A 23465-nucleotide genomic window follows, 5' to 3' on the forward strand; every position below is an offset into this window, starting at 1 on the left:
AAACTAATTACTCGATATCAAACGCTTCGTACAATGCTTTGACTGCTCGTTCTCCATTTTCCGCATCAATCACATAAGAAATACTAATTTCTGATGTGGTCGTTTGGTAAAAGGTAATATCATGTGCGAGTAACGTACTGAATGCTTTCGAAGCTACTCCGGACATATCTCTCATGCCTGAGCCGATTAACGATATTTTTACATAAGATTCATTGATCGTATAATCTAAAGCATTGAAATATTCTGATAACTGCTGTAAAAATGTCGTGATTTGTTGTGAATCACTATCTTTAATTGTGAATGACATCTGTAATCCTTCTTGATTCACAATTTGTGAAATCATATCAATATTAACTGAACCTTCATCTAATTGTTTAAATAACGCTGTATATAACTGTTCAGACGGTTCTGGATAACTGATGGTCACATGTACCATATGGGTATCTAATGCGACACCCGTCACTGCTTTTTCTCTAATATCTCTGTTCTTGGCATGATCCACGTTCCTTTCTCTTTTGATAACGTTTTTCCTAAATATAAAGGAATGTGATAATTTTTTGCTAATTCGACACTTCTCGTTTCTAATACACCAGCACCTAATGCGCTCATTTCCATCATCTCTTCATATGAAACGATGGATAATCGCTTCGCATCTTCATACAACCTTGGATCCGTCGCATAGACGCCTGCGACATCGGTATATATTTCACAAGGTATCCCGTTGCTTGCAGCTAAGGCCACAGCGGTTGTATCTGAACCGCCACGTCCAAGTGTCGTCAGTTCATTGTGTTCATTAACGCCTTGAAATCCTGCAATAACGAGAATGTCATGCTGTTGAAATGCTTCTTCAAATAAAGAAGGATCAATCTCAGCAATACGACTTTTAAGATAGTGACCTACCGTTTTAATCCCAGCTTGATATCCTGTCATCGCTCTTGCCCGAATTCCGATATCATTCAGCACCATCGATAAGTACGAAATCGTTTGCTGTTCACCCGTTGTGAGTAGCAAAGCTACTTCTTGTTCTTTAGGTTGGTGGGTGAGGTGAGAGACATTGTACATCAGTTGATCTGTCGTCTTTCCCATTGCACTGACTACAACAATCAGTTGTTCACCTTGATCTACCCTCGATTTCAATGTATTAGCAATATTCCTAATTTTATCAAAATCACTGACCGAAGATCCGCCAAATTTTAAAACAGCTCTGTTCAATTTTGTAGTACCTCCTCTTTAATTAAGGAGTAAGCTCGCCCATAAAAAAGAGCAAGTTCGGAAGTGCGAACCTGCTCTTTGTTTATATACAAGTGATGCACTCCATTATTTTCATAATGACAGATTCACAGCTCTTAACCTAAGAATCCAACAACGTACAACTGCAATTGTAAGTCATTTCGGCATCTCACCCTTTCAGTCTGCGCTACTTGCAGGTAGTATCACGCCATACTTACTAATGATTGATGCGCCTCATCAAAATTATTTAATTATGATATTTCACATTATACATAGGAGTACTAGCTCTGTAAACAGATTTGACACACTTTTTTCAATTAGCTGAAAATTTTAAATAAAAAGACTGACGATATCATTTCAATTCATCTTGCTTTTAGCAGGTGAGAGGAGGGCGCATTCTCCAAAAAAATCCCTCCAAGACATCATCGTCATTGAAGGGAAAAGCATTAGTTTTAATTTATTTGTCGTCGTTTGTTGTGCCGCTTATTATGAAGTTAATAAGCCAGTTTCTTCAAGGTACTCTCTATAGCTAATTTCTTTAGAAAGACTTCCAGGTTGATCAATATCAATCACACGATTAGCGATTGTGTTGATAAATTCGAAGTCATGAGAAGTGAAGATGATTGAACCATTAAATGATTTCAAACCATCGTTGACCGCTGTAATACTTTCTAAGTCAAGGTGGTTAGTCGGTTCATCAAGTAATAGTACATTCGCACTTGAGAGCATCATTTTACTCAACATACAACGTACTTTCTCACCACCAGAAAGCACACTTGCTTTTTTCTTCACTTCTTCGCCGCTGAACAACATACGGCCTAAGAAGCCACGTAAGAACGTTTCAGTTTGTTCATCTTGTGGGGCATATTGACGTAGCCATTCAACTAAGTTCATATCAACATCATCAAAATAAGCGGAGTTATCTTTAGGGAAGTAACTGCGTGATGTCGTTACACCCCATTTTACAGAACCTTCATCTGGCTCCATTTCACCAGCTAATATTTTTAATAATGTGGTTTTCGCAATTTCACTTTTACCAATTAACACCGCTTTGTCGTTTGGATTCATAGTGAAAGAAATGTTATCTAATACTTTTTCACCATCTACTGTCTTAGAAACATTTTCTACAAAGAGTAAATCATTTCCGATTTCACGTTCAGGCGTGAATTTCACAAACGGATAACGTCTGGATGATGGTTGAATATCATCTAATTCAATTTTCTCTAATTGTTTTTTACGGCTTGTCGCTTGTTTTGATTTAGAAGCATTTGCAGAGAAACGTGCGATAAAGTCTTGTAACTCTTTGATTTTTTCTTCTTTTTTCTTGTTTTGTTCTTGAGCCATTTTAGTTGCTAATTGACTTGATTGATACCAGAAATCATAGTTACCAACATAAAGTTGAATTTTACCATAATCTAAATCTGCGATGTGTGTACATACATTATTTAAGAAGTGACGGTCGTGTGAAACGACAATCACAGTATTTTCAAAGTTAATTAAAAAGTCTTCTAACCAGTTAATTGCTGGAATATCGAGACCGTTTGTCGGTTCGTCAAGAAGGAGTACATCGGGGTCACCGAATAAACTTTGTGCTAAGAGCACTTTAACTTTTTGATTGTTTTCTAATTCAGACATATTTTTATCATGCAAGGAAGCAGGTATGCCTAAACCTGAAAGTAAGGAACTTGCATCCGCTTCTGCATTCCAACCGTTCATCTCTGCAAATTCACCTTCGAGTTCAGCCGCTTTAATACCATCTTCATCACTGAAATCGGGTTTCATATAAATTTCGTCTTTTTCTTTCATCACTTCATATAAACGTTCGTGACCTTGAATCACCACATCTAACACACGTTGATCTTCATATGCGAAGTGATCTTGTTTTAATATAGCTAAACGTTCATCTTTACCCATGGAGACATGGCCTGTTTGCGCATCAATTTCACCAGATAAAATTTTTAAAAACGTAGATTTACCTGCGCCGTTTGCACCGATGAGACCATAACAATTTCCTTCAGTGAATTTAATATTCACGTCTTCGAATAATTTACGATCCCCAAATCTTAAACTTACATCACTAACTTGTAACATGCATTTACTCCTTTTATCGTAATTCTAACTTGGAAATTATATCATATTTGTGTAGTTGTTTCGACCGTTTCTCTTCTATATAATACTGAATTTCAAAACGACTACATCCATTACAAGATTCATTACAAGATTCATTTTAGCACGAAAAATGAAATTAAGAGGTTATTGCCTTACATTTCAAAACCATGCGCACCGAGTTAAAACAGCTTCCATGCATGGATTTATCCTCTCTATTCGTGTTACAATAAAACCCAATATTACAGATAAGTAGGAGGCACACATGGCACGAGATGATAATGATATCGTTGGGACAATTGAATTTTTAGAAGTAGTTACGATGCAAGGTTCTACCTATATATTAAAAGGTCCTAATGGTGAAACGGTGAAGTTGAATCAATCAGAAGTAAATGAGTCGGACGAGCTTGAAATAGGAGAGGAATATAGTTTCTTTATTTATCCAAACCGTTCTGGAGATTTGTTCGCAACACAAAATATGCCAGATATTACGAAAGGTAAATACGATTTTGTAAAAGTGATTAGTACAGATAGAGAAGGTGCCCATGTGGATATCGGTTTACCGAGAGAAGTGTTAATCCCTTGGGAGGATCTACCACGTATTAAATCGTTATGGCCTGAAAAAGGAGACTACGTATTCGTCACGCTAAGAATTGGTCATGAAAAACAAATGTTTGCGCGTCTCGCATCAGAGTCGATCGTCGAACAAGCTTTCACACCCGTGCACGATGATGAGCTACTTAATCAAGAAATCACTGCACGACCTTATCGTTTGCTACGTGCAGGTAGTTTCTTACTATCTGAAGAGGGTTACAAAATTTTTGTACATCAATCTGAACGTAAAGCTGAGCCTAGATTAGGTGAAGCTGTTAATGTCCGTATTATCGGTCATAATGAGAAAGGGGAACTGAATGGTTCATTCTTACCACTTGCGCATGAACGGTTAGATGATGATGGTCAAGTGATTTTTGATTTATTAGTCGAGTATGATGGCGAATTGCCTTTTTGGGATAAATCAAGTCCAGAAGCAATTAGAGAAGTATTTAATATGAGTAAAGGTTCATTTAAACGTGCGATTGGCCATTTATATAAACATAAATTAATTGATATCGAAACAGGTAAAATTCGTTTGACGAAAAAGGGATGGAGCCAAGCAGCAGATTAAAGGTATGAGTAGTCCTACAATAATGAGAGAACTCGTTCATATAAAGCCATGTTGAGTTCTATAGTAAACAGTTCACAACTTAAGATGGAATAAGAACATAAGCTAGGTAGTTAAATCTTTCTTAACATAAGATGACTACCTGGCTTTTTTACGTTTTTTTACTATTAAAATAAACTTTAGAACAACTATGCAGGATCGATGTAAATCAATCACGTCTATTTCCATAACCACAATAGTTCATAAAATTTAGTCACGATACAACCTAATTGTAAACTTTGTAAATTTCTCAACAAATATATTAACAAAAATTTTACACTTACTCTATTTGTCCTTAATAAATAATATGTAGTATGAAAACTGTAAGAAATACATATATAAATAAACACACACAACTATATGTTATTTAGGAGGATGTTTCAATGAAAAAATGGCAATTATTTGGTACTACTGTACTTGGCGCTTCATTATTGTTAGGCGCTTGTGGCGGAGGCAATGGTGATAGCGAAGGAAGCGGCGAAGACGTTTCTGGAGAAGTAAAAGGGGACGGTTCTTCAACAGTAGGTCCTATCATTGAAAAACTAAACGAAAAATTTAGTGAAGAATACAAAGACGTTGAGTTATCATCTGGTACTGCTGGTACAGGTGGCGGTTTTGAAAAATTCATCTCTGGAAGCACTGACTTCTCAAATGCTTCTCGTCCAATCAAAGATGAAGAAAAAGAAAAATTAGAAGATGAAAACATTGACTATAACGAATTCAAAATCGCACAAGACGGTGTAACTATCACAGTCAATAAAGATAACGATTTTGTTGATGAATTATCAAAAGATCAACTTAAAGATATTTATTCAGGTAAAGCTAAAACTTGGAAAGACGTTGACTCTGATTGGCCAGACGAAGACATTAAAGCCTTCTCTCCAGACCAATCACACGGTACTTTCGACTTCTTCACTGAAGAAGTTATGGACGACGGTGACATCGAAGCAGATAAAAATGCTGACACTAACGTAATCGTTCAATCAGTACAAGACAATGAACAAGGTATCGGTTACTTCGGTTATAACTTCTACGAACAAAACAAAGACAAATTAAAAGAAGTTAAAATCAAAGATGAAGATGGTAAAACAACTGAACCAACTGAAGAAACTATCCAAGACGGAAGCTATGCTTTAAGCAGACCATTATTCATCTACACTAACGAAGAAAAACTTAAAGACAACAAAGCTTTCCAAGAATTCATGAAATTCGTATTAGATGACAAAGGTAAATCAGCTGAAGAAGCTGGATTCGTTGCACTTCCTGAAAAAGACTACACTGAACAAAAAGATGAATTAGATAAAATCATCGGAGATAGCGACGATAGCGAAGACGACAATAGTGAAGACGATAACAGCGAAGAAGAAAGCAAATAATTAATCAAATAGTTTGATCCATAAGATTGGGGTTCCGGAATAGATTGATGCGCTAAAAGAATTGTCTCTCTATTTCCTTGTCTAGTGAAAACATGAATGAATGCTTGAGTTATGTACTGGCTGGCATGTTTTTACTAGACAGTCCCAATCTTTTAGTTATATTGGGGAGTTTAAAAGAAAGAAGGTTATTGGATGGCTACACAAAGTACTTCCGTCAGAGAAAAGATAGCAAAGCACACAAACAACAACAATAGTAAAAGCGATAAAATAGTTCCAATTGTTCTAGCAATTATCGCATTGATTTCCATTCTTACAACAATTGGTATTGTCATTACGTTATTAACTGAAACAATCACATTCTTTACACGTGTTCCACTTACTGAATTCCTGTTCACCAAAGATTGGCAGCCGTTCTCTTCTGATCCAAAATATGGTATCTGGGCATTGATTATCGGTACATTGAAAATCACAGTAATTGCTACCATCGTCGCAGTACCGGTTGGACTTGGCGCAGCAATTTACTTAAGTGAATACGCTTCAGAACGCGCTCGTAAAATCATTAAACCAATCCTCGAAATACTCTCTGGTATTCCTACCATTGTATTTGGTTTCTTCGCATTAACTTTTGTAACACCTTACTTACGTGCTGTATTCCCAAGCTTAGACAGTTTCAACTCTATCAGTCCTGGACTTGTAGTTGGGATTATGATCATCCCATTAATTTCAAGTATGAGTGAAGAAGCAATGTCAGCCGTTCCGGAAAAAATTCGTGAAGGGGCACTTGGTTTAGGTGCTACAAAATTCGAAGTCGTGACAAGAGTCGTATTACCAGCAGCAACATCAGGTATTATGGCATCTATCGTATTGGCCATTTCAAGAGCGATTGGTGAAACAATGATCGTATCACTCGCAGCAGGTTCTTCACCAACTGCTTCATTAGATTTAACTGGTTCAATTCAAACAATGACTGGTTACATAGTACAAGTAGCAACAGGTGATGCTACATTCGGATCAACTGTTTACTACAGCATCTATGCAGTAGGTTTCACATTATTCTTATTCACACTCGTTATGAACATAATCTCTCAATGGATTACGAAACGTTTCAGAGAGGAGTATTAATCCCATGGCAGAATCTACTAAAACAAATCAAAATCTCGTCGATCAGCAGAAAGTTGAGAAAAAACTTTCAGGACGATTATCTACCAATAAATTTAATAAATGGGCATTCTTCGTTTGTACGTTAATTGGATTAGTTGTTCTAGCAGTGCTAATCATTCATACGTTGATAGAAGGTGTCGGACACTTAACGCCAGACTTTTTCACTAACTTCTCTTCTTCAACGCCTTCAATGGCAGGTATTAAAGGTGCCTTAGTCGGAACAATTTGGTTGATGATTACGATCATCCCAATCTCAATTATCCTCGGCGTAGGTACTGCAATTTACCTTGAAGAATATGCGAAAGACAATGCATTTACGAACTTCGTAAAAGTCAGCATTTCTAACTTAGCTGGTGTGCCATCAGTAGTATTCGGGTTACTTGGTCTTACGATCTTCGTTAGAGGTATGGGTATTCCAGCACTTGGCTTAGGTAACTCAATCATCGCTGCTGCATTAACAATGTCATTACTAATCTTACCGGTCATCATTGTCGCAGCTCAAGAAGCGATCAGAGCAGTACCAAGCTCAGTCAGAGAAGCATCTTATGCACTCGGTGGTAATAAATGGCAAACCATTCGTCGCGTTGTATTACCTGCAGCAACACCAGGTATCTTAACAGGATTCATCCTTGCATTATCTCGTGCTTTAGGTGAAACAGCACCATTGATCTTGATTGGTATTCCAACTATCCTATTACGTTTACCATCAAGTATTTTCGACCAATTCCAAGCACTACCAATGCAAATCTACAACTGGACAAAACAACCACAAGACGAATTCCAAAACGTGGCATCTGCCGGTATTATCGTATTACTCGTAATCTTATTACTCATGAATGCCATCGCTATCTTCTTACGTAATAAATACAGTAAAAAATATTAAAAGTTAAACACATACTTTTCTCTGTGAGAGATAAATTTGATCAAAGGAGTTTTAATTATGGCAAACCAAACTGAAACAAAAGAACAAGAGACAACACAAGATCAAACAGCCACTCAAAATCAAACTGAGAATAACAAAACAACAGACGATGCAAATAAAGATGTTGTATATTCAGTTAAAAATTTAGATTTATGGTACGGTGAAAACCACGCACTTAAAAATATCAACTTAGATATTCTTGAAAATACGGTTACTGCGATTATCGGACCATCTGGTTGCGGTAAATCAACTTACATCAAAACATTAAATCGCATGGTAGAACTTGTACCATCTGTTAAAACTGCTGGTAAAATTTTCTATCGTGACCAAAACATTTTTGACAGCAAATACTCTGTAGAAAAATTAAGAACAAACGTAGGTATGGTTTTCCAACAACCAAACCCATTCCCTAAATCAATTTATGATAACATCACTTACGGACCTAAAATCCACGGTATTAAAGATAAACAAACGTTAGATGATATCGTTGAAAAATCACTTCGCCAAGCAGCGATTTGGGATGAATTGAAAGATCGCTTAAACACAAATGCTTACAGCTTATCTGGTGGTCAACAACAACGTGTATGTATCGCTCGTACACTTGCCATCGAACCAGACGTGATCTTAATGGACGAACCTACATCAGCACTCGACCCAATCTCAACATTGAAAGTTGAAGAACTCGTACAAGAACTTAAAGAAAACTATTCAATCATCATTGTCACTCACAACATGCAACAAGCTGCTCGTGTTTCTGATAAAACGGCATTCTTCCTTAATGGTTATGTAAACGAATACGACGATACAGATACAATCTTCTCTAATCCTTCAGACAAAGAAACAGAAGATTACATTTCTGGTCGATTCGGCTGATTTCAATTGGCAATTATTAGACATAATTATGAAGGCCAGTTAGACGAATTAATTAAAGATTTACGTCGACTTGGCCTTCGTGTTTATCGCAATATCGATTTAGGTTTACAATCATTAAGTATAGATGACCGCAACTTTGCACGACGCGCAATTGCTAAAGACAGTGAAATCAATGAATTAGAAACTGAGATCAATGAAAAAGTAATCTTATTGATCACCAAACAACAACCTGTGGCATCCGATTTAAGACTCATGATGGCAGCACTAAAAATCGCTTCTAATTTTGAACGTATTGGGGATAACGCAGCAAGTATTGCAGATATCCGTTTACGTGCTAAAATCACAGATACTTACGTGCTTAAACGTTTAACAACAATGGGTAAATTAGCATTGCTCATGTTAACCGATTTAAAAGAAGCCGTGAAGAACAACGATTTGTTGCTCATCAAAGAAATTATCGAACGAGATAACGATATCGATGATTTATATAAAAATATCATTAACACTTCTTATCTTATCGATAATGACCCATTTGTTGCTGGACAAGCACATTTGGCTGCACGTCATTTAGAGCGTATCGGGGATCACATTGGTGATATCTCAGAAAATATTTATTATTACCTTACAGGTACACGGTACGAAAATTACAATAAATAAATCATTAGCCATTTAAAATCAAATAGGCGCCTTCCTATTTTGATGATGTTTCCTAAATAAAAAAATGTGTCTCATATATAACAGAGGTATCGTACAATTCAGTCCGTACGATACCTCTTATTTCATGTGCGCCGTTAGATTGAAAAATTTAATAGAGTAATAGGGCGCACATGAAATTTATTCATTTAACTTTAAATTACGCATTCGCTTCAATTTCATCAGTGAGTTGTTCTAATTCATCCACTAAACTACCAATATAGCTGATGGTAGATTTTAATGGTTGATCCGTCGTAATATCGATACCTGCGATATGAGCGAGATTAGACGGTGATTCACTGCCACCTGCTTTCAATGTGTTCAACCAATCATCTACGGCTGGTTGACCTTCATTTTCAATACGTTGTGACATCACTGTACCGATTGTAAGACCTGCTGAATAAGTATATGAATAAAGACCCATGTAATAGTGGGGTTGTCTCATCCATGTTAATTCAGCACCTTCAGTAATTTGTACTTCATTACCAAAGAATTGTTCATATACATCACGCATAATATGATTTAATTTAGGTGCAGTGAGTGATTCACCTTGGTCTACTTTACGGTAAACTTCACGTTGATATGTCGCTTCTAATAAGTGCGTTACCATATTGTGATAGTAAGTTCTAGAAATAATAGAACCGATTACCCAGCGTTTGAATTTAGGATCATCACTATTCTTGAATAGATAATTTGCCATCAACATTTCATTCATTGTAGAAGGGGCTTCAACAAAGTACATTGAAGCTTCTGATTCTAAGAATGGTTGATTGGCTTGTGCTAAAGTAAAGTGACCCGCATGGCCTAATTCATGGGTAAGTACGAATGTTTCAGTCATTTTACCTGTCCATGAGATAAAGACGTAAGAATGTGTAGCATATGGACTTGCACAATAAGCTCCCGTTTCTTTACCTTTATTTTGCGCAAAATCAATCCAGCGATCTTTGTATGCTGTTTCAACCATGTTTAAGTAATCTTCACCTAATACTTTCAATGCGCCATAAATGTATTGTTTTGAGTCTTCAATAGAAATATCTGGCTCGTATGTAGGGTCTACAGAAACTTGTAAGTCTTCAAATTTCATCGTATCCAAACCATGGATGCGTTTGATGAGTTTCGCATATTTTTGCATAATAGGGGCGAGGTCGCTCATAATAACATCAATTTGACGATCGTACATTTCTCTCGTTACTTCATGGTCTTGAAGTAGATAATCAATCACAGAGTCATAGCCCCGTAAGTCTGCTTCAATTTTTTCTTGTTGCACTTGCATGTTGTAGGTCGCAGCTGTGGTATTTTGATATTTGCGTAACGCATCGCTGAAATTCGCAAAGCTCTTACGTCTGAATTCAGGATCTGGATGATCTTCATATTCATTTTCATAAGTCGCATAATCAAGCGGGTAAGTTTCACCGTTATGTTCAAATGATTCAAAAGAGATATCTAACATTTTTGTTGTACCGTATAAATCATAAGCACTTTCTGTTGTTGGTGTAAGACTTGCGAGTACTTGTTCAACTTCAGTAGATAGGGCGTGTGGCTTACGACGTTTTAATTTTGTTAAGTAATTTTTATTCTCAGAAACACTGATTAAGTCATCTAACTCAGAATCAGAGAGTTCTAATATTTCAGACTCAACAAAAGATAATTTGCTAGCAATTTTGCCGTAAGAAGTCGTTAATTTGGCACTTAACGTTTGCGCATCTTCATTCGCAGTATCAACGCTCAAACGTAACTCTGCATAATTACCTAATCGATCGAGTTCGATGAGTAATTTAGCATATTCATCAAGTGCGTTTAATATCGTCGTATTGTTGTCTAATTTTCCGCGATATTCATCATAAAATGTTTGTGCATCTTTAATAGATTGATCTAAAGCTTGATAAAATTCATCATCAGATGAAAACAGGGCAGTCAAATCCCAAGTTTCAGCTTCAGGCACATTACTTCTTAATGGTAATCCTTCAGTCATATAAACACTCCCTTATATTTGTTGTTTATTTCAATTATACATGAACTCAAATATAAAACCATAACAGATTGCTGTATCACGCGGCTTTAAAGCAGTGTGACTTTAAAAGCATAAAGCGATTCTGTGTAAGTTGTTGCATGCTTTATCCATAGCAAATCGATGTTATAATAAATTTAATACATGGAACGTATGAAAGATATGAAAAGGAGAATCTGCCTATGACGCTATTCGATCTACCAAACTATGTCATGTACACGATGATCGGCGTTGTGCTATTAACGTTATTTTGCAACCTGGCATTACAACGATGGTTCACAGCAGCGATAGTGACTTTTGTAGTGCTAGGTGTTGCAGCGTTCATCATACCAAATTTTGAAAATATTCCATTTAGAACATTACTTGGCTATGCAGCATTCATGGCTATTATCAGTCTTATTATTAGCTTTTTAATGTGGTACTTTACACGTAATTGGAGACGTAAGCGCCGCGATAAAAAATTAGCAAAACAACTGCGTAAACGTGAGCAAATGCAACCACCATATCATCATCAGCCACAAGACCATTCATTTTATGATCAAATGCGACATCGACGTCGATAACTGTTGCAAATCATTGTTAAAGTGTCTGGTGCAGCGTTGATGAAAATTTGAGTATCGTACAAAGATGGACTGAGATTAAATTTGGTTCATAGATAACCTGAGATTAAATTTAGTTAAGAGATTGATGCAAAATGAGTTTAGTGTTGAAATGTTGTGAGCTTAAGTTGTATAAAAATATATGAGTGTTAATGAAGAGCTGATTGAAATAATCAGTTCTTTTTTGTTGAGGGGATGGCTGGAAGGCATTGAAGGTGTCAGATAAGTATCTTATATGCTAACTTCCTATAATATATATTATGTAAACTAAAAGAGATTTAAAAATGTAGCTATGTTTCATTAAGTACTAATTAGTGTCTTATGATTATATTTCGTTGTTGTAGCATATGATTTGTGTTTGTTATGTGGTTATACATACATGCTGCTACTTTAATGTTGCTGTAACGTATCACTTGAAATCAGCCTAAGATTAAAAGTTTTATATAGCTAATAAGTAAGCCTAGCTATAAAATGCTAAGTGACTGTTAGATCTCATTATATTTAAGAAACTTACAGTCTTGCTTAAATGTATCGACCATAGTCTATACGTGAATGAAAGCTTCTTAGATCCATATATAGTGTAAATATGACGTTTGTAAGCAAAGAATGTTATGATTTCGTCTTTAAAGATTCATAATATAACGCATTTGCAAGTTTGACGATGGTATTTCAAACATTCATAATCAATATCGAGAGAGCGCATAGCATTAAAACCTCTAAAACCTCGTTATAAATGTTTAAAAATCTGTATATTATACACTATAGGTTTACATAACATATCTATATTGAATTTCTACTTTCTTTACAGCGTAAATTTAATATATAGTAAGCAGTCTACTGAATGGTTAGTTTTATAATATATTTAGCTTTCAGTAATGGTAACTAAATTTTATACAGTTAAGTTTAGTATGTATTCCTAATTAATAAATGTTTCGAATCATCGTTTACTAATATAAGTTATTTATTAAATACATTAGTCACTGCATTATTGCAATTAGAATTAATGGTGCTATACTAAACATGAGATCAAGACAATAGCTTTTTATTTAACGATATCTGTATATTGTCATGATCTCATAAAATTCACTTTAATTATCAAAAGTACATATGGTATGTCTTTTGGTAATACAACCCACCCTAGAACTTTAGTGATGCCTTAGACCTCATAGTCTTTGGCTAATCTAAAAGCTACCAATTTCAATCGAAATTGGTAGCTTCTTTTTTTAATACTTCTTTTTTTAACTCAATATATTAAATAACGCCCTTGCTATAGGATTCGTTCATAATTATAACAAAGGCGTACTTAACAACTTCAATATAAGTGTATAACTGCGATCACATGAGTTATTTTTTTACTTTCTTACGAATACTATCTAATGTTGTGAAGATCCAGTATTTCACTTTTCTAATTGGTTTATAGAAATCACCAATAAGTTCTTCTATTTGTACATTAAATCCTCGTTTGAAACGATATACACCGTAATCTTCACTGTCTTCAGTGAAATCACCAGATAAGCCGTAGAAGTTATATCTACTATAACCATGTTCAAAGCAATAGTTAATCATAAACCAATGCATCATATATGGACCCATATATTGATTATATTTTTCAGAAGAACCACCAGAGAAGTAGTTCACTTCATATGCATTTGCAAAGTAAACACCAGAAGCAAGGTTAAGAATAGAACCGTCAGTTTGTCTTAATTCACTTGCATGTAACAATTCTTTTTGGTCATGATCGATTTGTTTATCGAGTTCCGCAATTTTTTTCAATTGTTTTTCTGATTTATTTTCTTTTTGCATCATTTGGTCACGACGTGTTTCTAAATCGTTAAGTGATGCTTGTAAACTTTCGACATATTCATCTAAGTCGATATATGCTAATGGCACAAGAACTTTATCACCATAATTGTCTAAGAAATTATAGAAGTAGTCATCTGTTTTTGATGCAAAACCTTGTCGTTCTTCTGTTTCACGATAAAGATCTAGGAATAAATCGAACTCATCACGATCAAGAAATCTCACTTTGACACCGTAATTTTTCGCTTTATTAATATTACGTTTTCTTTGGCTATCAAATTGTTTTTTGATTGTTTTAGGTGTTTCATTTTCAAGGTTTAACACACCCATCCAGCGCACTTGACTTGAACTATCATATTGCGTCGTAAAGCCATGGTGTTTGTATCCGAATGATTTAAATAAATTAACCACAGCATCATTTTGAGTCACATCATCGTGTTGGTTAATATCTTTGTCATAAATATTATAAATCCAATATGGATCCATTTTGACATATAAGCAATTATGTTGTTGTAAATATTTATCTAATTCTTTCAGATAAAAATCCACTAATCCTAGATCACTATAATCCATGACTGGACCACGATTAGAATAATAAACATAACTACCCATTGTTGGGATTTTAGAAAAAAGGCTCGCAGCAATCACTTGGTTTTCGTCGTCTTTGATTCCTAGTAATACAACTTGAAAACCATCTTGTTCTCTTGTCGCTATATTTTCTTTAACCTGGAAATAATGACTCTCTAACGCTGGATTTTGTACAAAATTGTCATATTCTTTGACAGTTAATTCCGTAAATATCATTCTAACCTATTCCTTTCTGATTAACGTGATTTGAGTTTGTTTTGTAGCTTTTTCAATGTAGTATATACTTTGTACATGGGTTTGTTAACGGGTTTAATGAAATCACCGATATATTCGATTACATCAGCGTTAAAACCTTTTTTGAATTTCACTACACCTGCGTCTTCTGCATCTTCACTGAAATCACCGCTAATACCATAGAAATTATATCTATCGATATCGTGTTCTAATGCATAATTAATCATTTCCCATTGGATTGCATAACTACCTGCAAAATGTCTGTATTTGTTTGCTGTACCACCTGCATAATATACAACCTCGAAAGGATTAATGATAAAGAACGCTGCAGATATAGGTAATTCGTTGCCGTGTTCTTGTTGTAAAGATTGAGCATCTTCAATTTTGTTTTCATTTGCTTTTAAATGCTCAGTAAGATTTTCTTTTTTGTTCAATGATTTCTTATTATCTGGTCTTTTTTCTAAGTCTTTTTCAGCTTTGTTAATTTCTTTTGTTAAGTCATCGTGTTCCTGATGTAGTTCTTTGAGATACTCATCAAAATCAATATACGCCATTGGTACAAGCACACGATCTTTATAGTACTTGTATCTATTGTAATAAAAACTATCTTCACGATCTATAAAGTTTTTAGATTCTGACGTATCTTCCATAAATGAGCGGAACAACGGTAGTTCTTCTTCGCTGAGATATTTGACTTTTACCCCGTTTTTCTTAACTTTTTTAATATTTCTTTTTCTTAAACTATCCATATCATTAAGTACATCTTTAGCTGTTTTATCTCGTAAATCTAGGACAGAATGGAATCGAACTTGGTATTCTTGATGGAATCCTGTAGTGAATCCTTGATGTTGATATCCTAATTGTTTCATTTTATCAAATAACCAATCATGGCCTGCGTTTTCAATCACATCGCCGTCGTGGTTTCTATATTGATAAGCAACATATGGATCAACACGTAAATATAAACCATTATTTTGTTTTACGTATTTTGAAAGTTCATTGAAAAAGTAATGAACGAGTTCTTTATTTTCAAAGTCAATAACTGGCCCTCTATTTGAGTAGAAATATTTGAATACTTTCATCACTGGGACTGCAGTTAAGAGACAAGCTGCAATCACTTGATTGTCATTATCTTTAACACCAACTAAATGTGTTTCAGTGCCTTCAGCAATTTTCAATTCATAATTCCCTACCATTTGTGTGAAATGGCTGTTAGGCATGTTATCAACAAATGATCCAAATTCTATTGCTGTTAAATTTACAAATTTCATTATTATAACTCCTATTATATCTAAATTTCTATCTGATTCTTGTAGGAATCCTTAACCTCACCTATTATACAATACTCACTATAAAAACTAAATCAATAGGCGTCACTACAATGTGCTAAATTATTTAAGCTACTCATTGTTTCTATTCCCTACTATTTTCATTTATAGGATTAATTTTCAAATATATTAACTCGCTGGATTTTTGAAGCCGTTATCCCCTACTTCGGATTGTACTTATCACTATGTACGCACGCATAGGTAGGTTATTCATCATTAATTACATCATCGTCGTTTGCGCTTCAACCTGCACTATACCATTTCTGATAAACAGTATGCGTAAAGCAATTGTTGTGTCGCTTTTAAAGAATCTAAGTGCGTACGTTCCATCGCATGTGAAGATTCAATCCCTGCACCAAATAAACCATGTTTCACATCAGCGCCTGCTTTAAGTGCTGCAGAAGCATCTGAAGTATAGAATGGATAGATATCGACTTTATAAGGAATATCATTTGCTTTACATAAATCCACAAGTTGTTGACGTAACACTTTATGATAAGGGCCAGAAGCGTCTTTTGCACAGATTGAAACGGTATATTCGTCAGAAGTTTGACCATCGCCTAATGCTCCCATATCTAATGCGATAAATTCTTTGATTTTAGGAGAAATAGAAGCATTCGCACCGTAGCCGATTTCTTCATTATTTGAAATGTAAAATTGTGTTGTGTGCGGTAAAGTGATTTGTTCTTCTTTTAATTTTTTTAATAATTCAAGAATCATCGCTACACTGGCTTTATCATCCAAGTGGCGTGATTTAATAAATCCGGATTGTGTGATTTGTGTACGTGGATCAAAACTAACGAAGTCCCCTACACTGATACCTAACTGTTCAGTTTGTTCTTTGGATTGCACTTTTTCATCTAATCTGACTTCGATATGCTCATCATCACGAGGAATTGCATCATTGTTGTGATAAACATGCACGCTTGTTTCATGGAGACAAATCGTTCCTGTGTATATTTCACCTGAAGCGGTCTCGATTTCACAGTATTCCCCTTCGATTGCATTATAACTAAATCCACCGATCAGAGATAATGCTAATCGTCCATCTGCTTTAACCTCTTTGACCATTGCACCTAACGTATCCACGTGTGCAGTCACAACACGTTGTTCACTATCATTGTCCCCTGGCACTGTAATCAGTAATGCACCTTTATTTGTCGTTTCAGTTTCAAAATCTAACGCTTCAGCTTCTTTTTTCACAAATTGAATTGCACGCTCAGCATTCCCTGACGGACTATTAATCTCTGTCAGCGACTTAATTGTATCTAAAATTTCGTTTTCCATCTCAATCACCCTTTCTTTATCCTCAATTGTAACGAGAATCCAGTAAAAATGATACTTAATTGATATTCAAAATAGATTGTAATCAAGAAGTATCATCCCCATTCAGATCCCCTCCTTAAGCCACAGTATGAGACGTATAAAAATGTATGGTGAATGATCAGGCGTTGATGAGTATAAAGTGTAGAGAGGTCACCCTTTTATACATATTAGGTTTACATAACATTTCTATATTTAACTAAAATAAAATGTTTTTGTAACGTTTTACATTTTGTGTCCTGCCATTAGACCTAATCGATTGTGTTTTGTACCTGCATCAGTGTATGAAATAGCTTTCGATACGCTGCCTTTACCGTATTTTTGATGTAAATAATCGATCGTTTTGGCTAAGCGTTCATTCCGTTTACGTTCATATTCATTGATAAATAAATTAAGCTGACGAGTTTCTTCTCCTACAAATTGGGTTAATGACACGCTCAATGTACGATACAAGGCACTTTGATCACATAATTGATCAGCAAAATACTCAACGACTTTAAATATATCCTTTTCTAAATTGGTAGGTTCGTCTAACGTATATTGTTTGTGGACGCTACCGACATCACTATAGCCAAACGAAAAACTAATTGTCCGCGCGAGTTGTTTACGTTGGCGCACGCGGGTCGCTACATCTTCAATCAATTCTTGCATCACGATTTTGGCTTCATCGTATTTATAGTCACGCATGAGTATTTGGCTTTTACAAATAGAAGGATTGGTCACTTTATACTTATCACGGACGCGACTACTATCGATACCGTTAGCATGTAAATGTAGGTCAACGCCTATGATGCCGAAATCACGTTTTAAATACTGATAGGGATAATTTGCTAAATCTCCTACCGAAAAAATACCGCGTTTATTTAATTTCATTTCTGTCCGTTTATTAATGCCCCAAAACTCACTCAATGGCTGAATACGCCACAATTTATTAGGCACATCGTGATATCGCCATTCAGCTAATTTCTCTGGTGTGTGTTTCGCTTCCACATCCATAGATACTTTGCTGAGTAACATATTCGAACCAATGCCGATCGTACAATCAATTTGTGTCTCTTCTTTAATTTCCTTTCTCAACTTATCGCAAAAAGAATATAAAGTACTGCTAAAGCGATGATAACTATCAGTTACGTCCATAAAGAATTCATCAATACTATATTGGTGTAGATCTTCCGGCGCCACATAGCGCAAAGCAATTTTAGAAATTTGTAATGACACTTCTAAATATTTACGCATGCTCGGATTGATAATATAAATATCGTTGTGGTGTGGAATTTCGAATAAACGTGAACCTGTTTTAACCCCCATCGCTTTCAAAGCAGGTGTGGCTGCTAGTACCACAGAACCTTGTCTTTTCGTATCTGCTACGACTGCGAGTTTCACTTTTGTTGGATCTAATCCTTTTTGAATACAAGATACGCTAGCAAAAAAGCTTTTTTGGTCTATACATAATACATCCCTATCTTCTAATAGATTATAGTCATACATGACTCGCTCCCCCTAATCTATCATTTATCTTTACTAAGTTAGAATGGCTTTTTCATTCTCAATATACGCTTTGAACTTTTTGTATAGTTCTATTTTATACGAACACCTGTTCTGTTTCAATACTATAGCGAACAAAAGTTCTATTTTAAATATTTCGTATCGCGTGTGTTATAATCAACTCGAATCATTATTTAAGGAGGGACGAGCCATGCCAATCGTCAATGTAAAATTATTAGAAGGTCGTTCAGACGAGCAACTTAAAGCACTCGTAGAAGAAGTAACAAACGCCGTAGAAAAAACAACAAACGCAGATAGAGATGCTATCCAAGTCATTATTGAGGAAATGAAAAAATCTCACTATGCAGTCGGTGGCGTAAGAAAATCTGAACAATCTTAATGCATGCAAAAAACCCAGCAAGTCATGTTACATCATGTCTTACCGGGTTTTATCACTTTTTAATCATTTAAGAACTTTTCAATTTCTTTTTTGTTCGTATCTTTATCAATATCGAGCGCGCTACCATCAGCAGCTGTATCGATATCTTGGAAAGAACCTTTCACAGGAACAGTGAGTGTATTCACATTTCTATCTCCGCGTACACCGAAACTTAAGCCTGTTTGCATCAATGTCGTATCGGACATATTCGTATTTAAATAGCCTCGTAAAATACCCGCAACTTTAGGTAATTTCAACACTGTGTCAGGCGTAACTAATTCTTGTTTCAACGCCTGCATCACTTGTTGTTGACGTCTCACACGACCAAAGTCACCTTCTTCGTCATGTCTAAAGCGCGCATAACCGAGTAACTCTTTCCCGTTCAAACGATGTTGTCCTTTTTCCAATGATACCCCAATATTTTCTGACATGTCTTTTTCAACATTGATTGGAATACCGTTAGGATCTAATTCATCTACCATTTTCTCAAAGCCGGTAAAATCAATCACAGCGTAATACTCAGGATCTATGTTTAAGTTTTGTTTTAATGTTTTCCGTAATAATTCGGGTCCGCCGATAGAATAGGCAGAATTAATCTTATGCTGTCCATGTCCAGGTATATCAGCATAAATATCACGCATGACTGAGAGTAGTTTCATCTTTTTATGAAGATAATCATACTGTACAACCATGATTGAGTCCGTTCTAGAGATGCCAGACTGTGCTTTATCCGCACCGAGTACCATCACTGTCAGTTTACCATCATTATTCACCGGACCATTAAATGGTTTCACTTTCATATTCTTTCCGTGGTCTTTCGCATATTGAATACCTGAGTGATATCCATGGATACCATAACCGATGACAACTAAAAACAGTAATACGACGACTAATAAGATTAAAGGTAATTTTTTAACCTTTTTCTTCTTCGTTCTTCGATATGTTACTTCATTTTCTGAGCTTTGTTTCTTTTCTTCATTCACTTTATTCGCACCTTATATCTTCAAAATTACCTAGCTATGTACTATAATTGACACATACTAAAGTTATATAAAAAGAGTATAAAAATCAAGCGATATCTAAATAAATACATCTAAAGTCCAATATTTTTGAGGGGGACGGACATGAATATCAATAAAGCTTATTTCGCAGGGGGATGTTTCTGGTGCATGGTGAAACCATTTGACACCTACGATGGCATCGAAAAAGTAACTTCAGGTTACATGGGAGGTCACGTAGACAATCCTACGTATGAACAAGTTAAACAAGGCAATACGGGACATTATGAAACAGTCGAAATCGAATATGATGTCGCGTTATTTTCTTATCACAAATTACTCGATATTTTCTTCTCTGTCATTGATCCGACCGATGCGGAAGGTCAATTCCAAGACAGAGGCCCACAATATCAAACCGCTATTTTTTACACCAATGAAAATCAAAAGCAACTGGCAGAAGACTATATCGCTAAACTAGCCCAAACTTATGATAGAGATAAAGCTATAGCGACTAAAGTGTTACCAGCTTCAGAATTTTTCGAAGCAGAATCATATCATCAAGATTTTTATAAGACGCATCCAGAGCGTTACGCAGAACAACAACGTCAACGTCAAGCATTAATGGAAGAACGTCAAAACGAACAATAATGTCGCAGCATTTCAGAACATGCACACGGTAGTTTTGCGCTTTCAGTTTAACATGACAAAATCTAATTTAACATCCACATTAAATAAATTTATTGTTTTTTAAAGTTTATTTATGAAAGTCATTTATAAACCATTGGTGAATTTGACAACTATTAATCTTTTGTAAAGTTGAATATCCTTGTTGTAAACGCTTACTAAAAGTGATAATATAATTGATAGACCATTATCCATTTAAGGTCTACTTCGTATAGTTAGAATTAAAATGATATTTAAAGAGTATATGATGAACTGTCATTGTCGATGCATACTTTGCTACGAGTAAACATTGTCCACTATGATACCCATCAGTACTTCAATTAAAATAACCAATGCTTTAGCTAGGGCATTGGTTATTTTTTTATGCTATTTTCTAATCACACGCATGACTTTAAACATGCTTTCTATTAACGAGGTATGCTTGCGATACACAAGGAAGCGTGATTGCCAAATTGGTTTATACTTCTCTTTATAACGGCGTAAACCTTGAAAACGATACAACCCGTTAAAATGTTCAAAAATACGGCCCGCAATTCGCTCACCAATAAATGAAAATGGTACCTGTCCTACATTAGATAGGGTTGCCATCCCTAAATTGAAGTAACGATAACCTTGTTCTTGCGACCACAACAACATATGAAGATACAAACCATCCATCAATGGTACATCTATATCTGTACGCCATCGAATCAAATCAACTGAAATCGTGCCTTCAAAATGCGTTGGCATGACATTACAAAAAGCAATAATCTCGCCTTCTTTATCCTTAATCACTGCTATATCAGCCTCATTTAAATAATCAGGATCAAAAGCACCCACTGAAAAATGCATTTCTTTTCTTCCGTCCAACCAATCATCACTGACTGCTTTCAGTTGTTGCATCGTAGCATGCGTTACAGGTGACGTTAACATTTCAAATTGATAGCCCAATTCATTCAACTTATTCAACGTAGCACGTAAACCGCGTTTCTTTTTACCGGCAATTGAAAATTCAGAGAGATCAATAATCGCTTCTTCTCCTAATTTGAAAAACTGATTACCGAAATTATGATAAAGAGACATGTAACGCGTTGAAACTTGATAAAAAATAATATCTCTACCTAAGTAATGCGCATAATGATAAAAATCTGTTAGCAGTTGCTCAAAGTAGTCTGCGTTACCAATCGGATCACCTAACACAATGTAAGCATTATGCTTATACTTATAAATAATAAAGGCTTCTTCATCACGATCGATATAAAAATGTTTGTCACCACTATGCATAAGATGACTTAAATAACTTCCGCCATGTTGTTGAACAATAGATTTACAAACATCTAAATCTTCTCCACTCGGACGTAAACTATACTTACGTTCAAAACGCCAAACGATAAGCACCACGATAAGAGTCACTACAAAGATGGTAAGCCAAAAGTAATACGGAATGATCGATGTATTCACTTCGAGTTGTGACTCTATCTGATAAAGATTAAATGCCTCTACCGTCGTACTAATGAGTAGATGATTGAGGTAAAGCATGATAAATCCCACGAGTAAAGTAACGACTAAATTCGACCATCTAAATGCTCTTTTTAGAACCTTGCTCGTTTTATTAAACCATAATAATAAAATGAACATCGCAGTGACCCAAAATAGTGAAATATATGAAGTATACGAGGCAGCTGTTGAGACAAACAATAATACGAGAGAAATCATCGAGAAAAGAATCGCCCGTTTAGACAGTTTGAATACACCTACAACGTTAATGAGTAATAACAAGCCCCCTGCAGTATGAATCGCAAACATAATATAATAAACAACCGCATTTTTATCTGACAGTCCTTCATATATGATATTCACGTTATTTAAAAAGGACACTAATGCTGTAAAGAGAAGTAATAAACTCATCGCAAGCGCGGGAATTTTCACTAATGCATCCTTAGGGAATGACATGAGAAAAGCAGTTAAATCCTTCGCTGGCACAAGGAATTTAAGATCAGTCATATACTTTTTAGCCGCACGCGGGAACTTAAATACAGATAAGATTAATGCGATGAGCACTGGGAAGAAATAGTACGCAAAACGATACAGTAATAATGCGAGTAATATTTTTTCTTCACTTAAATCAAGTGTCTTTAAACTCAGTAACAGCACCAAGTCAAACGCGCCTAATCCCCCAGGAATGAAGCTGATTAAACCTGAAATAGCTGCGAGAATAAAGATGCCCATGAACGTTGTAAACGGTACGTCTAATCCTACAATGTTCAGCGCCATGTATAACACTGAAGCGGCTGCAACCCACTCAAGACCAGAGATGATAGTACAGTAGACGCCTACCAATCGATTATTAGCGGTTACCGGTTTAACAATTGTAAATATCACGAAGATAGGTAAAAAGAGCGCAACGACATATACCAGCCACTTTATCCAAGGATAGG

General features: G+C 35.5%; 17 protein-coding genes, 1 pseudogene and 1 riboswitch. Of the genes and pseudogenes, 9 read left to right on the plus strand and 9 right to left on the minus strand.

Annotated features, from left to right (window positions below; genetic code table 11):
• Positions 1–7: 7 nt before the first annotated feature.
• Together APS80_RS03095 and APS80_RS03100 are read right to left on the minus strand one after the other, a co-directional pair.
• Positions 8–1212 (minus strand): annotated as a pseudogene (locus tag APS80_RS03095) (aspartate kinase).
• An 87-nt stretch (positions 1213–1299) separates the two neighbouring features.
• Positions 1300–1476, minus strand: a riboswitch (Lysine riboswitch).
• Positions 1477–1716: 240 nt separating this feature from the next.
• Positions 1717–3321 carry an ABC-F family ATP-binding cassette domain-containing protein gene (locus tag APS80_RS03100; protein WP_059106824.1) on the minus strand — a complete coding sequence of 535 codons (1605 nt, stop codon included), beginning with the start codon at positions 3319–3321 and terminating at the stop codon, positions 1717–1719.
• A 280-nt stretch (positions 3322–3601) separates the two neighbouring features.
• On the opposite strand from APS80_RS03100, the gene cvfB reads away from it, so the two are divergent.
• The 6 genes from cvfB (at position 3602) to phoU (ending at position 9526) form a co-directional block, all read left to right on the plus strand.
• Positions 3602–4501, plus strand: coding sequence for an RNA-binding virulence regulatory protein CvfB (gene cvfB, locus APS80_RS03105; protein ID WP_059106825.1), 900 nt, complete (start codon positions 3602–3604; stop codon positions 4499–4501).
• A gap of 419 nt (positions 4502–4920) precedes the next feature.
• Positions 4921–5913 (plus strand): phosphate ABC transporter substrate-binding protein PstS family protein, encoded by a 993-nt coding sequence (locus APS80_RS03110; protein ID WP_059106826.1) that lies wholly within the window; start codon positions 4921–4923, stop codon positions 5911–5913.
• A 192-nt stretch (positions 5914–6105) separates the two neighbouring features.
• Positions 6106–7035: a phosphate ABC transporter permease subunit PstC gene (pstC, locus tag APS80_RS03115; RefSeq protein WP_059106827.1), complete on the plus strand. Its 930-nt coding sequence runs from the start codon at positions 6106–6108 to the stop codon at positions 7033–7035.
• Positions 7036–7039: 4 nt separating this feature from the next.
• Complete coding sequence (gene pstA, locus APS80_RS03120) at positions 7040–7957, plus strand: phosphate ABC transporter permease PstA (protein ID WP_059106828.1); 918 nt, start codon at positions 7040–7042, stop codon at positions 7955–7957.
• Between the two features lie 57 nt (positions 7958–8014).
• On the plus strand, positions 8015–8869 hold the full coding sequence (gene pstB, locus APS80_RS03125) for a phosphate ABC transporter ATP-binding protein PstB (RefSeq protein ID WP_059106829.1): 855 nt from the start codon (positions 8015–8017) through the stop codon (positions 8867–8869).
• 6 nt (positions 8870–8875) lie between these two features.
• Entirely contained in the window at positions 8876–9526 is a 651-nt protein-coding gene (phoU, locus tag APS80_RS03130; RefSeq protein ID WP_059106830.1) for a phosphate signaling complex protein PhoU, read from the plus strand.
• Between the two features lie 196 nt (positions 9527–9722).
• On the opposite strand, the gene pepF is transcribed toward phoU, so the two are convergent.
• On the minus strand, positions 9723–11534 hold the full coding sequence (gene pepF, locus APS80_RS03135; protein ID WP_059106831.1) for an oligoendopeptidase F: 1812 nt from the start codon (positions 11532–11534) through the stop codon (positions 9723–9725).
• A gap of 218 nt (positions 11535–11752) precedes the next feature.
• Between pepF and APS80_RS03140 the strand changes: the two genes are divergently transcribed.
• Positions 11753–12133, plus strand: a complete 381-nt coding sequence (locus APS80_RS03140; protein WP_059106832.1) for a LapA family protein — start codon at positions 11753–11755, stop codon at positions 12131–12133.
• A 1380-nt stretch (positions 12134–13513) separates the two neighbouring features.
• Here APS80_RS03140 and APS80_RS03145 read toward each other — a convergent pair.
• The 4 genes from APS80_RS03145 to APS80_RS03160 form a co-directional block, all read right to left on the minus strand.
• On the minus strand, positions 13514–14773 hold the full coding sequence (locus APS80_RS03145; protein WP_059106833.1) for an aminoacyltransferase: 1260 nt from the start codon (positions 14771–14773) through the stop codon (positions 13514–13516).
• Positions 14774–14793: 20 nt separating this feature from the next.
• Positions 14794–16062, minus strand: a complete 1269-nt coding sequence (locus tag APS80_RS03150) for an aminoacyltransferase (RefSeq protein WP_059106834.1) — start codon at positions 16060–16062, stop codon at positions 14794–14796.
• A gap of 309 nt (positions 16063–16371) precedes the next feature.
• Positions 16372–17406: a M42 family metallopeptidase gene (locus APS80_RS03155; RefSeq protein WP_059106835.1), complete on the minus strand. Its 1035-nt coding sequence runs from the start codon at positions 17404–17406 to the stop codon at positions 16372–16374.
• 261 nt (positions 17407–17667) lie between these two features.
• Entirely contained in the window at positions 17668–18930 is a 1263-nt protein-coding gene (locus APS80_RS03160; RefSeq protein WP_059106836.1) for a Y-family DNA polymerase, read from the minus strand.
• Positions 18931–19138: 208 nt separating this feature from the next.
• Here APS80_RS03160 and APS80_RS03165 point away from each other — a divergent pair, with 208 nt between their 5' ends.
• Positions 19139–19327 carry a 2-hydroxymuconate tautomerase gene (locus APS80_RS03165; RefSeq protein WP_059106837.1) on the plus strand — a complete coding sequence of 63 codons (189 nt, stop codon included), beginning with the start codon at positions 19139–19141 and terminating at the stop codon, positions 19325–19327.
• Between the two features lie 59 nt (positions 19328–19386).
• Here APS80_RS03165 and APS80_RS03170 read toward each other — a convergent pair whose 3' ends face one another.
• Positions 19387–20349 carry an LCP family protein gene (locus APS80_RS03170; protein ID WP_059106838.1) on the minus strand — a complete coding sequence of 321 codons (963 nt, stop codon included), beginning with the start codon at positions 20347–20349 and terminating at the stop codon, positions 19387–19389.
• A 141-nt stretch (positions 20350–20490) separates the two neighbouring features.
• On the opposite strand from APS80_RS03170, the gene msrA reads away from it, so the two are divergent.
• A complete protein-coding gene (gene msrA / locus APS80_RS03175; protein WP_059106839.1) occupies positions 20491–21012 on the plus strand; it encodes a peptide-methionine (S)-S-oxide reductase MsrA in 522 nt (173 codons plus the stop codon).
• Positions 21013–21414: 402 nt separating this feature from the next.
• Here msrA and mprF read toward each other — a convergent pair.
• Positions 21415–23465 (minus strand): bifunctional lysylphosphatidylglycerol flippase/synthetase MprF (gene mprF, locus APS80_RS03180; RefSeq protein ID WP_083498152.1); only part of this gene is annotated, 2051 nt, incomplete at its 5' end.

Origin of the sequence: Staphylococcus auricularis (assembly GCF_001500315.1) — a bacterium.
Classification (GTDB): Bacteria; Bacillota; Bacilli; order Staphylococcales; family Staphylococcaceae; genus Staphylococcus; species Staphylococcus auricularis.

Excerpts from the sequence above, each read along its gene's own strand:
- msrA (WP_059106839.1), top strand. The coding sequence starts at position 20,491 with ATGAATATCAATAAAGCTTATTTCGCAGGGGGATGTTTCTGGTGCATG.
- APS80_RS03100 (WP_059106824.1), bottom strand. The coding sequence starts at position 3,321 with ATGTTACAAGTTAGTGATGTAAGTTTAAGATTTGGGGATCGTAAATTA.
- APS80_RS03165 (WP_059106837.1), top strand. The coding sequence starts at position 19,139 with ATGCCAATCGTCAATGTAAAATTATTAGAAGGTCGTTCAGACGAGCAA.
- APS80_RS03140 (WP_059106832.1), top strand. The coding sequence starts at position 11,753 with ATGACGCTATTCGATCTACCAAACTATGTCATGTACACGATGATCGGC.
- APS80_RS03155 (WP_059106835.1), bottom strand. The coding sequence starts at position 17,406 with ATGGAAAACGAAATTTTAGATACAATTAAGTCGCTGACAGAGATTAAT.
- APS80_RS03150 (WP_059106834.1), bottom strand. The coding sequence starts at position 16,062 with ATGAAATTTGTAAATTTAACAGCAATAGAATTTGGATCATTTGTTGAT.
- APS80_RS03110 (WP_059106826.1), top strand. The coding sequence starts at position 4,921 with ATGAAAAAATGGCAATTATTTGGTACTACTGTACTTGGCGCTTCATTA.
- pstB (WP_059106829.1), top strand. The coding sequence starts at position 8,015 with ATGGCAAACCAAACTGAAACAAAAGAACAAGAGACAACACAAGATCAA.
- APS80_RS03160 (WP_059106836.1), bottom strand. The coding sequence starts at position 18,930 with ATGTATGACTATAATCTATTAGAAGATAGGGATGTATTATGTATAGAC.
- pepF (WP_059106831.1), bottom strand. The coding sequence starts at position 11,534 with ATGACTGAAGGATTACCATTAAGAAGTAATGTGCCTGAAGCTGAAACT.
- cvfB (WP_059106825.1), top strand. The coding sequence starts at position 3,602 with ATGGCACGAGATGATAATGATATCGTTGGGACAATTGAATTTTTAGAA.
- pstA (WP_059106828.1), top strand. The coding sequence starts at position 7,040 with ATGGCAGAATCTACTAAAACAAATCAAAATCTCGTCGATCAGCAGAAA.
- APS80_RS03145 (WP_059106833.1), bottom strand. The coding sequence starts at position 14,773 with ATGATATTTACGGAATTAACTGTCAAAGAATATGACAATTTTGTACAA.
- pstC (WP_059106827.1), top strand. The coding sequence starts at position 6,106 with ATGGCTACACAAAGTACTTCCGTCAGAGAAAAGATAGCAAAGCACACA.